Annotated in this window: 1 protein-coding gene; it reads left to right on the top strand. The window is 66.7% G+C overall.

All coding sequences use genetic code 11. From position 1 onward, the window contains the following. Positions 1 to 17: 17 nt before the first annotated feature. Positions 18 to 13,406, top strand: coding sequence for an amino acid adenylation domain-containing protein (locus ABQ039_RS10110; RefSeq protein WP_374057852.1), 13,389 nt, complete (start codon positions 18 to 20; stop codon positions 13,404 to 13,406). Positions 13,407 to 13,427: the final 21 nt, after the last annotated feature.

Below are 13,427 nucleotides of genomic sequence, written 5' to 3'. Positions count from 1 at the left end.
ACGATCCGGATAAGCGCTTGACCGCTGCGCTGCGCGAACGGCTGGTTACCCACAAAGCCGAGATCCTGACCTGGCTGCAAAGCGACAGCGGCGCAGGCAGCCTTGTGTCGATTCCGCGCCGTGACGCCAGGCAAGCCCCCCTGTCGTTTCCGCAGCGACGCCTATGGTTTATCGATCAGCTCGAAGGCGGCAGCCGCCAGTACAACATCCCGACCGCCATGCGCCTGCGTGGCCAGCTTGATGTACAAGCGATGCAGGCAGCGCTCGACCGCATCGTTGCCCGTCACCAGATCCTGCGTACGGTCTATCGATTCCAGGACGACGCACCGGTACAGCAAGTGCTGGCGCCTGCGCCGATCCCGCTAGCGCAGACTGACCTGTCGGCGCTGGCGCCCGAGGTCGCGCTGTCGCGCGCGCGCGACCTAGCGATGCAGGAAGCGGCGCGGCCATTCGATCTTTCAGCTGACCTCATGCTGCGCTGCGTGCTGATTCGCTTGGCCGACGCGGACCATGTGGTGTTGCTGACACTGCATCACATCGCTTCCGATGGCTGGTCCAGCGGCGTGCTCGTCAACGAGTTCGTCGCGCTCTACCGCAATCGCGTCGCCGGGCTCGACGATCCGCTGCCGCCATTGCCGATCCAGTACGCCGACTTTGCCGCCTGGCAGATCGAAGAAGCGGGGCAAGGTGTGCTGCAACGCGGACTGGCCTATTGGACCCGCCAGTTGGAGGACCTGCCGGTCGTGCACTCGCTGCCGTTAGACCGTCCGCGACCAGCGCGCCAGCGTTTCGATGCACGGCAATCCAGTCGCCGCGTCGACGCCAGCCAGACCGAGGCCCTGCGCATGCTGGCGAAGGCGAATGAGGCCTCGTTGTTCATGCTGCTGCAGGCGGCACTGGCAATCGTGCTCGGTCGATTCGGCGCGACCGACGATGTCGTGGTCGGGGTGCCGCACGCCGGCCGCGATCGCGCCGAGCTGGCGCCGCTGATCGGCTTCTTCATCAACACCCTTGTGCTGCGTAGCGACCTGTCAGGCAATCCGACGCTGGTGGAGGTGATCGCCCGCGTACGCACCACTGCGCTGGATGCATTCGCTGCGGCCGATGTGCCCTTCGACCTGGTCAACGACACGCTGCGCCACGAACGGAGCATGGCTTACAACCCTCTGTGCCAGGTGAAATTCGTGGTCCAGAACCACGAGGCCGGAGAGCTTGCTTTGCCCGGGCTGCAGATCGAACCATTCGTCAACAATGTCGAGCAGGTGCATTTCGATCTGGATCTCAGTGTCGGCGAAGGCCGCGACGGGCTGACCCTGGCCTGGACCTACAAGGACCTGTTCGACGGCGCAACCATCGACCGTATTGCTGAGGCCTACCAGCAGGTGCTTGCGGCACTGCTATCCGATCCGCAGCAGCGGATCGACTCGCTGGCGCTGATCGACGCGCAGGAGCGCGAACAGTTGCTGGCGCTGGGCCGCGGCAGGTCACAGGCGCGCACGCGCGCGCATGGCCTCATCGACGCGTTCCAGGCCCAGGCTGCGCGGAGCCCGCAGGCGATTGCACTGCGCGCGACCGAGACCGGGGCGAGCACCGACTACGCGACCCTGGCCGCGCACGCTAACCGCCTGGCCCACGCGTTGCGCGAACAGGGCCTTGGCCCAGGCGATCGCGTTGGGATCTGCATGGAGCGCGGGCTGGCACTGCCGGTGGCGCTGCTGGCGGTGCTCTCCAGCGGCGCTGCGTATGTGCCGCTGGACCTGCGCCAGGGCAGTGAACGCCTGGCACGGATCATCGCCGACGCCAACATCAGCGTGGTGCTGGTCGAAAGCAGCTCTGCGCCAGCCTCGCTGGGCGGGGTGGACATGCTGTATCTGGACGGCGCCGGCACCGATCCGGACTGGCTTGGCGAGTACCCCGCGCAGCCGCTGGAGACGAGGTTGGCCGATGATGCGATTGCCTACGTGCTGTACACCTCCGGCTCGACCGGCGAACCCAAGGGGGTGGAGGTGTTCCATGCCGGGCTGGCCGACTATTGCGCATTCGCGCGCGAGAGTTACTACGACCAGGCGCTGGATGGATCGCTGGTGGCGAGTTCGCACGCGTTCGACCTGACGGTGCCGTCGTTGTACGTGCCGCTGCTGGTAGGCGGGTGCGTGGAGCTGCTGCCGGCGGGAGAGGAGTTGCCGGCGCTGGCGCGGCGGCTGGAGCAGGCAGACGGAGCATGGCTGCTGCGGCTGACGCCCTCGCACGTGCAGGGGCTGCTGCAGCTGGCCGACGCATCGCCACGTGCAGGCGCGCATGCGTTCGTGATCGGCGGCGAGGCGTTCCCAGCGTCGCTGGCGCGTGCGTTGCAGGCCAAGTATCCGCAGGCGCGGCTGGTGAACCACTACGGTCCGACCGAGACGGTAGTGGGCTGCACATGGCAGCGGCTGGACCAGGCAGTGCTGTCGGGCGAGGGCACACTGCCGATCGGTCGAGCGATGAGCAATACGCGGCTCTACGTGCTGGGGCCGTCGGGTCAGTTGTTGCCGCGTGGGGTGCCGGGCGAGTTGTACATCGGCGGTGCGGGCGTGGCGCGTGGCTACGTGAACGATGCGGCACGCACGGCAGAGCGGTTCCTGGAGGATCCGTTCGAGGCGGGTGGGCGAATGTATCGCAGCGGCGACCGGGTACGCTGGCGAGCGGACGGGGCGCTGGAATTCCTGGGCCGGATGGACGGGCAGGTAAAGCTGCGCGGTTACCGGATCGAGCCGGGCGAGATCGAGGCGGCGCTGCGGGAGCAGGTGCGCGAGATATCGGTGGGGGTGCACGGGGAGGGGGCTACGGCACGCCTGGTGGCCTGGGTAAGCGGTGTCTCGGGCGAGGGCTGGGAAGAGGCGCTTCGCGCGGTGGCCACGTCGCGCTTGCCGACGTACATGCAGCCGTCGGTCTACGTACCCCTGGAGAGCCTGCCGCTGACAGCCAACGGCAAGCTCGACCGCAAACGCCTGCCGGCGCCGGAACGCTCCCGGGACGACTCGGCAGCGCCGGAGACCCCCATAGAACGAGAGCTGGCGGCGATCTGGGAGCGTGTCCTCGGACTCGCACCGATCGGTCGCGGCGCCCATTTCTTCGAGCTGGGCGGTCATTCGCTAATGGCGATGCGCGTGGTCGGCGAAGCCAGCAAGCTGCTGCGACGGCGGGTGCCTGTGCGCATGTTGTTCGAACACCCGACCCTGCAGGCCCTCGCGGCGGCGCTGGAGGCGATTCCGGAGACAGCCGCCGAGACGATCCCCGGGGCCGACCGCTCGCAGCCGCTGCCGCTGTCCTACGCACAGCAGCGGTTGTGGTTCATCGATCGTCTGGAAGGCGACAGCGCCCAGTACAACATGCCGATGCAGCTGCGCTTGCGTGGTGCGCTCGATCCGGTCGCGCTGCAGACGGCGCTGGACAGCGTGGTCGAGCGCCACGAAATACTGCGCACGACCTACCATGCCGTCGACGATGGCGCCGTACAGGTCGTACACGCTGCACGTCCGCTGCGCATCGAGCGTGTCGATCTGACGGCGCTAGCCGCCGCGGAGCGCGAACGCGAGCTGGCCTCGCTGGCACGTGGGCAGGCGCGGCGCGGCTTCGACCTGGAGCGCGATCCTTCGTTGCGCTGCACGTTGGTCCGCCTGGGCAGCGAGGACCACGCCTTGTTGCTGACCCTGCACCACATCGCTTCCGACGGCTGGTCCAACGAGGTGCTGGTACGCGAATGCCTCGCCAGCTACACCGCACATCGGCGTGGCGAACCGGCTGCGCTGCCACCGTTGCCGATTCAGTACGCCGACTATGCCGCGTGGCAACGCCTCGAACTGGCGCAGCAGGCCCAAGCCGGTGGACTGGCGTACTGGACCAAGCAGTTGGCCGGGCTGCCGGTCCTGCACGGCCTGCCGCTGGACCGGCCACGCCCGGCGCGCCAATCCTTTGCCGGTCGCGCCTTGTTCGAGGTCTTGGACGCGCCGTGGACCGCGGCCCTGCGCGCGTTTTGCAGGCAGCACGATGCCACCTTGTTCGCACTGCTGCACAGTGTTTTTACAGTGCTATTGCGCCGGATCGGTCGCGAGAGCGACATCGTTGTTGGCATGCCGATGGCCGGGCGTGAACGCCACGAACTCGAGGGACTGGTCGGACTGTTCATCAACACCGTGGTCCTGCGTTCGGATCTGTCTGGCGATCCGGAATTCATCGAACTGCTACGCCGCAACCGGCAGGTGCTGCTCGATGCACACAGCCACCAGAATATTCCCTTCGACATGCTTGTCGACGAGCTCAGACCCGAGCGCAGCCTGAGCCATCAGCCGTTGGTGCAAATTCTGATCAACGGTTTCGAGGCCAGCGCGCCGTCACCGGAGTCGCCGGAAGATCTGGAAGTGTCGCCGTTGCAAGGCGATGACGCAGAAGACCTGTCCAAGGCCGATCTGACCCTGTACACGCGTGTGGTCGGAGAGCGCCTGGTCCTGAAATGGTCGTACCGCACCTCGCTGTTCGAAGAGGCGACCATCGCCCGTTTCAACCGCGCCTTCCTAAGCCTGCTGGAGGCGGCAGTCGTCGATCCGTCGGAGAGGATTTCCGACCTGCCGCTGCAGTCAAATCCGGCGCCCGCAACACCGCCGAAGGCGTCGAGCGCGGAGCCGGAACGGACATTCGACGGCGCTGCTCATGCGCAGATCCGTGTGCTGGCGATGCAGGCGCCGGACGCGCTTGCCTTGATCGACGAGCACGCGCGAATCTCGCGCGGCGAGCTCGAACAGCGGGTCGAGGCGCTGGCGCAGGAACTCGATGCGCACGGCCTGGGCCGCGGCGACGCAATTGCGATATTCGCGCCGCGCGGAATCGACTATGCCGTTGCGGTACTGGCGACATTGCGGATCGGCGCTGTCTACGTGCCGTTAGCGGTGGAGCTGCCCGATGAACGCCTCGGTTATATGCTTGGGGAGGCGCGGGTCCGCGCCCTGCTGGTGCGGAGCGATCTGCGCACGCGCCTCGCCGTCGCCATGCCGATCGTAATCGTCGATTCTCCGCGGGACGCCCGACCGGCGCGTCCGTGGCCGACGATGGCCGCCGACGATGCATCGCACATTCTGTTCACTTCAGGCTCGACCGGACAGCCCAAGGCGGTGCTCGGTACCCACGGCGCGCTGGCCAACCGGATCGGCTGGATGCACCGGCGCTTCCCGGTTGCCGACGATGAGATTGCCTGCCTGATCACCAGTACTGCCTTCGTGCGCGCGGTGTGGGAATTGTTCGTGCCCCTGGCCGCCGGGATGCCGGTGCTGGTAGTGCCGGCCGATACCGTCATCGATCTGGAGGCCTTCGCCGATCTGCTTGCGGCGCAGGGCGTCTCCCGGATCGTGACAGCGCCATCGCTAGCGCGCGCGCTAACCGAGTTGGGGGGCGCCTCCGCACGGCTGAAGGGACTGCGCTACTGGTTCGTCAGCGGCGAACCCTTGAAATCCGACGTTGCCGCACGCCTGCGCCAAACCTTGCCCGATACAGTGCTGTGCAATCTGTACGGCTCGACCGAGACGATGTCCGACGTCAGCTTCCAGGTTGTCGACGGTATTCCAGAACGCGCGTTCGTGCCGATCGGTAGGCCGATTGACGCAACCTCGATCCGAATCCTCGACGAGCGCCTGCGCGAAGTGCCGCACGGCCTGCCGGGTGAGATCTGCGTAGCCGGCGCCAACCTCGCCGCCGCCTACCTCGGCCAGGCGGAAATGACCGCAGCTCGGTTCGTCGACGTCGACATCGCTCCCGGCCGCACGCTGCGTCATTATCGTACTGGCGACCTGGGCCGCGTTCTGGACGACGGCAGCATCGAATGCCTGGGCCGCACCGATTATCAGGTCAAGCTGCGTGGCTTCCGCATCGAACTGGGCGAAATCGAGGCACGCCTGCTGCGCGCGGACGGTGTCAGGGAGGTCGTGGTGAGCGTGGTGGGGGAGGGCGACGGTGCGCGTCTTCTGGCCCATGTCGTTGCGGAATCGCCGCCAACCGATCCGCTGACGTGGAGCGAGGCCCTACGCGCAAGCCTGCGTGGCTGGCTGCCGGATTACATGCAGCCCTCCGAATTCGTACTGCTGCAACGCATGCCCCTGACCGCCAACGGTAAGATCGACCGTCGCGCACTGCCGCCGCCGCAGGCATCGGCGAGCGAGGTCCCGTTGGCCGGCGCCACAGAACAGGCTATCGCAGCATTATGGGACGAACTGCTTGCAAGCGGCCCCATCGATGCCCGCGCGAACTTCTTCCACTTGGGTGGCCATTCGTTGCTGGCCACGCGCATGGCCGGACTCATCGCTGCACGCCTGCGACGGCGGGTGCCGGTGCGTGCGGTGTTCGAGCATCCGACCGTGCGCGAACTGGCGGCCTACGTCGACCACAAAGCCGCAGCGGCGCTGCCGCCTGTGTGCCCGGTCGTTGATCAAAGCGAGTATCCGCTGTCGTTCTCGCAGCAGCGGCTATGGTTCCTCGATTGCCTGGAAGGCGGCAGCGCGCACTACAACCTGCCTATTGCAGTGCGGCTTCGTGGCGAGCTGGACGCAACGGCACTGCAACGTGCATTGGATGCGCTGATCGAGCGCCATCACGTGCTGCGCACCAGTTTTGCCGGCAATGCCGAGCAGGCGTATCAGATCGTGCGTGCGCCGATGCCAGCGCCCTTGCGCCGGGTCGACCTGCGCCAACTCGATGGCGACATCCGCCAAGCACGGTTGCAGGAAGCAATACGCGAGGCGGCGACCGCGCCGTTCGACCTGTCCGCGGCGCCAATGCTGCGTGCGCTGTGGGCGCATCTGGACCAGGTCGATCACGTGCTCGTGGTCAATACCCACCACATCGCCTCCGATGGTTGGTCGAAGGGCATCTTGCTGCGTGAGTTCGTGACCCTGTACGAAGCGTTTCGCGTAGGCGACGACAACGCGCTGCCGCCCTTGCCGGTGCAATACGGCGACTTCGCCCGATGGCAGCGTGAGACCTTCGATCAGGAGACGCTTGCCCGCGAGCTGGCGTATTGGCGCGGTCAGCTCGATGGGCTGCCGCCGGTGCACGGGCTGCCGCTGGATCGTCCGCGCCCGGCGCAACGCGCATTCGCCGCTGGCCGCCTGCAGCGACAACTGAACCGCGACCGCGTCGAGCGGTTGCAGCGGATCGCGCGCGACGGCGATGCCACGCTATTCATGGCTCTGCAAGCCGCATTCGCATTGTTGCTGGGTCGCTGGAGCGACACCGAAGACATCGTCATTGGCACACCGATTGCCGGCCGTCTGCAGGCCGAAGTCGAGCCGTTGATCGGCTTTTTCGTCAACACGCTGGTGCTGCGGAGCAATCTGTCGGGCGAACCAAGCTTCAGCGAACTGCTGCAGCGCAATCGCGAAATGGTACTCGACGCGTTCGCGCATCAGGCGACGCCATTCGAGGCGCTGGTGGAAGCGTTGGCACCGGAACGCGCGACCAGTCATGGTCCGCTCTTCCAGATCGCCTTCGCGCTGCAGAACCACGAACGCGCCGCACTGAACCTGCATAACTTGGAGATCGAACCGTGGGAACTTGGCGCGGCCGGCATTGACGGCGAACTGGCGCTGGTGGCCGCCGAAACCGGCGATGGTCTAAACCTCACCTGGAGCTGGGCCGAAAGTGTGTTCGAGCGCGCTACCGTCGAGCGCCTGGCCGATGGTCTGGAAGTCCTGCTGGATGCGATCGTCGCCAACCCAACGCAGCCGGTGCATCATCTGCCGGTATGTGGCACCGCCGAGCTGGCGCGGCTACGCGAGCTGGAGTGCGGTCCTGTGTCGGCGCGCCCCAATCTGCAGGCGCAGACGCTGTTCGAAGCGGCTGCGCGACGGACACCCAACGCGACCGCGGTAGTCGATGCAGTCTGCTCGCTGAGCTATGCGGAGCTGGACCGCTGGGCTGAGGCCGCGGCCCTGCACCTGCGTGCGGCGGGAATCGGGCCCGGTCAGGTGGTCGCCTTGAGCACGCCGCGCGATGCAACGATGCCGGTGGGCGTCCTGGCCATCCTCAAGACCGGCGCAGCCTATCTGCCGATCGACCCGACTCAGGCGCCCGAACGCGCCGCAGCGATGCTCGAAGACGCCGGCGTCGTGCATTTGGTCGGTGCGGGGGCGCCGCCGCCATGGCACAGCATGTGCCGTTGTTGGGACCTGCGCGCCTTGCGCGCCGCCGCGTCCCCGGTGTCGTTGCCGGAGCCAGTCGACGACCGCGAAGGCGACGAGCGTCTGGCATATGTTGTCTACACCTCCGGCTCGACTGGCCGACCCAAGGGCGTGCAGCTCACGCATGCCGGCATGGTCAACCTGGCGCTGGCGCAGGCCGAGTTGTACGGCGCTGGTCCCGGGTCGAGGGTGCTCGCGTTTGCATCCATCGGCTTCGATGGCGCGGTGTGGGAGTGGATGATGGCGCTGACCTCTGGTGCCGAGCTGCACATCTGCGATGAAGAGCACCGGCACGCGCCAGCGCTGCTGGCCGACCTGCTGGTCCGTAACCGGATCACCCATGCCGCCATCCCGCCAGCACTGCTGGCCCAGCTCGATCCGGCTCTGGAACACGTGCCGGAGGTGCTGGTAGTCGCCGGCGAGGCCTGCGACGAACGCCTGGCCTGGCGCTGGGCGCAGCGCTGCCGCGTGGTCAACTCTTACGGCCCGAGCGAGGCAACCGTCGCCGCCACCGGGACCGACGTCGCGGTCGGCGAACGTCTTACGCTCGGACGACCGCTGCCGAATGTCTTGGTGCAGGTCCTGGATCGGCATGGCCAGCGCGTGCCGATGGGCGTGCCGGGCGAGCTCTGCATTGGCGGCAAGGGTCTTGCACGCGGCTATCTGGGCCAGCCTGAACTGACCTTGCAACGCTTCGTGCAGAGCGGCGGCGGTCGGGTGTATCGCAGCGGCGACCGCGCAATGTGGCATGCCGATGGCAGCCTGCTGTTCCTGGGTCGCGATGACCATCAGGTCAAGCTGCGCGGCTTCCGGATCGAGCTGGGGGAGGTGGAGGCCGCGCTACGCGCCTGCGACGGCGTGGCCGACGCGGTGGCCGCGGTGGTCGGTGCCGACGAATCGCGGCAGTTGGCGGCCTGGGTCGTGCCGACGACCGATGCGGCGGGAGAGGGCGGTGCGATCGGGCCTTGGCGTGAACAATTGCGCCGCCGCCTTCCGGCCTACATGGTGCCGTCGGCATGGGCAACGTTGGCGGCCTTGCCACTGACCCGCCATGGCAAGATCGATCGCCGCGCATTGCCGGAACCGGCCATTCAAGACGCAACCGCGCATGTCGAACCCGCCACGCCCGCCGAGCATGCGCTGGCTGACATCTGGCGCGAATTGCTTGGAATCGAACGGGTCGGCGTGGAAAGCAATTTTTTCGACCTCGGTGGCCATTCGCTGTTGGCGACCCGAATGGCAGCCCAGGTTGCCGCCGTGCTGGGCCTGGAATTGCCGATCCGCGCAGTGTTCGAGGACGGCACTATCCGGGCGCTGGCGAAGCGGCTGGAACAGGCCGCCACAGCCGGCGATGGGCGGATCGAACCGGTCGGCCGTGAGCGCCCCTTGCCGCTGTCGTTTGCACAACGGCGGCTGTGGTTCGTTGATCGCCTCGGCGGCGATAGTCGCCAATTCAATGTCCCGACCGCCGTCCGCCTGCAGGGCGTGCTCGATGCCGAGGCCATGGCGCACGCAGTACGCAGTCTGGTCGAACGCCATGAGGTCCTGCGCACCGTCTACGCCGAGCACGATGGTGAGCCGGTGCAGCAACCGTTGCCGGTGCCTCCACATGTGCTGGAGCGGATCGACCTGCGCGGACTGGACGAGGCGGCGCGTGGCGAACGGGTAGGCGCGCTACTGCGCGAACAAGCCACCCGTCCGTTCGATCTGGGACGCGACCTCATGCTGCGTGCACTGCTATGCCGCGAAGCCGACGACCGCCACGTGCTGTCGCTTACCTTGCATCACATCGCCTGCGACGGCTGGTCGGTCGGCGTGCTGGTGCGCGAATTGGCCGAGATCTACACGGCTGCGCTAGAATGCAGACCGTCGATGCTGCCAACGCCTGTTCTGCAATACGCCGATTTCGCGGCGTGGCAGCGACGCATCCTCGACGGCACGCGCCTTGACCGACAGTGGGACTACTGGAAGCGCCAGCTGGCCGAATTGCCCGCTGTGCACGGCCTGCCGCTGGATCTACCGCGTCCTGCACAACCCGAGTTCGCCGGAACCCGCCTACGTACCCGCGTGGACGCCGATTGCCTGGCGCGCCTGCACGCGCTTGCGCGCCGCCACAACGCCAGCCTGTTCATGGTGATCCAGGCCGCCTTCTGCACTCTGCTGAGCCGCTACAGCGGCGAGGACGACATCGTGATCGGCTCGCCGGTCGCCGGTCGCACTCATGCCGACACCGAGGCGCTGGTGGGCTTCTTCATCAACACGTTGGTACTGCGCAACGATCTGTCGGGCGACCCGGATTTCCATACGCTGCTGGCGCGCACCCGTGAAACCACGCTGGCGGCATTTGCACACCAGGATCTGCCGTTCGAGACCCTGGTGGACCGTCTCAATCCGGCACGTAGTCTCGGGCATTCGCCCCTGTTCCAGATCAGCCTGACCCTGCACAACCTGGCCTCGCCGCAGTTCGCGATGCCGGGTCTGGACGTGTCCGATGCGCGCGCAAGCGAGGACGTTGCCCGTTACGACATTGAATTGCACGCGAGCGAAAGCGACCGCGGCATCGAGTTCAGCTGGCTCTTCGCCAGTAGCCTGTTTACGCCGGAAACGATGCAACGGCTGGCGGACAGTTTGTGCGTGTTGCTCGATGCGCTGTCGCGCAACCCAGATGCCACGGTGGCTTCGCTGCCGTTGCTGGACGGTCAGGGGATGGAGGCTCTGCAGGCATTGACCCGACCATCGCGGCGCGAATATCCGCATAGCACGGCGCATGCATTGTTCGAGCAACACGTGCGTCGTGATCCGGATGCCGTCGCCGTGCTCGGTGCCGAGGAGTCACTGAGCTACGGCGAGCTCAATCGTCGCGCCAACCAAGTCGCGCACTACCTGCTGGAGCAGGGCGTGCAACCGGAGGCGGTGATCGGCCTGTGCCTGGATCGCGGCCCCCATCTGCTGGTGGGCATCCTCGGCATCCTCAAGGCCGGCGCCGCCTACCTGCCGCTGGATCCCGCGTATCCGGAAGAGCGGATCGAGGCAATGCTTGAGGACACCGCCGCCGAATTCGTGGTCACGCGCATGGACCTGGTCGAAGCGCTGCCGTGCCTGGGCGAGCGCTGCCTGCTACCGCTGGATGAGCCTTTACGAGACGCGCTGCTGGGCGGACGATCTACGCAGAACCCGGAACGCGAGATCGCTGCCGATGCATTGGCCTATGTCGTGTTCACCTCCGGCTCCACCGGTACCCCCAAAGGCGTGTTGGTCGAACATCGCGGCATGGTCAACCTGGCCCATGCGCAGAACGAGCTTTACGCTCTTGCGCCCCACAGCCGGGTACTGGCGTTTGCCTCGATCTCGTTCGATGCCGCCGCGTGGGAATGGCTGATGGCGTTGGCACACGGCGCCTCGCTGTATGTCTGCGATGAGGATGAGCGGCTCTCGGTACGCGCATTGCAGCGCCTGCTTGCGGACGGCGGCATCACGCATGCGACCCTGCCACCCGCGCTGCTCGCGCAGATGTCGCCGGCCGCGCACGGGGGGCTACGTTGTCTGATCGTCGCTGGCGAGGCGTGTGATCCGCACGACGCCTGGGCCTGGTCGCAGTACGTGCCGCTGCATAACGCCTATGGCCCCTCGGAGACCACGGTTTGCGCGACCTCGGCGCAGGTGCGCCCGGGCGAACGGATCACAATCGGTCGGCCGCTGCCTAACGTCGCGTGCGCAGTGGTCGACGCGCACGGGCGCCGCCAGCCGATCGGCGTCGCCGGCGAGCTCTGGGTGGGAGGCGCCGGACTGGCACGCGGTTATCTGGGGCGTGAAGACCTGACCACAGAGCGTTTTGTCAACGACCCGGATGCGCCGCATATGCGCATGTACCGAACCGGTGACCTGGTGCGGCTGCTGGCGACGGGCGAGTTGGAGTTCCTTGGCCGAATCGACAGCCAGATCAAGATCCGCGGCTTCCGCATCGAGCCGGGGGAAATCGAAGCCCGTTTGCGCCAGGCCGATGGCGTCCGAGCTGCTGTCGTCACCGCGTGTGGCGACGGAGTAACACGGCGATTGGTCGCCTATGTCGTCCGCGATGGCGAGGAGAGCGCCGATATGAGGCTTGTGTTGGGCCTGAAGGCGATGCTGCGCCAACAGTTGCCTGAGTACATGGTGCCGGCAGCGATCGTGCCGGTGGACAGCATTCCGTTAACTAGCAACCGCAAGATCGACCTGCGCGCACTGCCGGCACCGAACTTCGCCCTGGCAGCCGATGTTGAACCGCCGGCCGACCAGGACGAGGCCACGCTGGTGGCACTATGGGCGGCCTTGCTGGGCGAAACGGTACCGGTCGGCGCCACGTCGAATTTCTTCGAGCTTGGCGGCCACTCGCTGCTGGCGATCCGCCTGATTGCGATGCTGGAAGCGCGTTTCGGTCATACGCTGTCGGTACGCGATGTGTTCCAGCATCCCACGCCACGCGAGCTGGCCGAGCGCTTGCGCGAGGACCATCCCACCCAAAGCGAGCAGGGGACTGCATGGGTGTCGTTCGGCGGCGATGGCGGCCGCCCGCTGTTTATGTTGCCGGCCGCTGGCCTGGGGGCGGCGTCTTACCTGGCACTGGCACGCGCGCTCGGTCAACAGGTCCAGATGCAGGTGTTCGAACCGCGCGGACTGGATGGTGCGCACCGGCCGCACGAGGATTTGATCTCGATGCTGGAGGTCTGCCTACCGGCGCTACGCGCACAAGCAGCCATTGGCGGTGCTCCCATCGTCTTGGTCGGCCATTCGTTCGGCGCGGCGCTGGCGTTCGAACTGGCATGCACGCTGGAACGCGAGGGCACCGAGGTGCAGCTGATACTCCTCGACAGCGTGCTGGAACTGCGTCGAGAGTGGCTGCAGGAGCAGCAGGGGGCAGTGCCGGAGCTTGCGCACGCGGTGGTTGTGCAACTCGCGCAGGTTTATCAGGCCCAGCGACAGATCATGCTGGACTATCGTCCCAGCACCCGATTTGGCGGCGTGGCTTGGCACCTGCGTGCCGAGCGGGGGCGTGCGATCGCGTTGCCGGGTGACGAGCTGGCGCGGCAGGATTGCAGCCATTTCCTTCGTCCGCCACGACACGCCGTGGTGCCCGGTGAACATCTGAGCATGCTGCAGGAGGCCTACGTCGACGCCCTGGCCGCTGCATTGCTCGATGCGCTGCAGCCGCATCCGGCGCCTGCATGAGCACGTGCTCACGTCTATCCG

This window comes from Xanthomonas sp. WHRI 6108 (assembly GCF_040202385.2).
Taxonomy (GTDB): Bacteria; Pseudomonadota; Gammaproteobacteria; order Xanthomonadales; family Xanthomonadaceae; genus Xanthomonas; species Xanthomonas arboricola.
The sequence above is the reverse complement of the archived record's forward strand: the minus strand, read 5'-3'. Positions and strand labels throughout refer to the sequence as shown.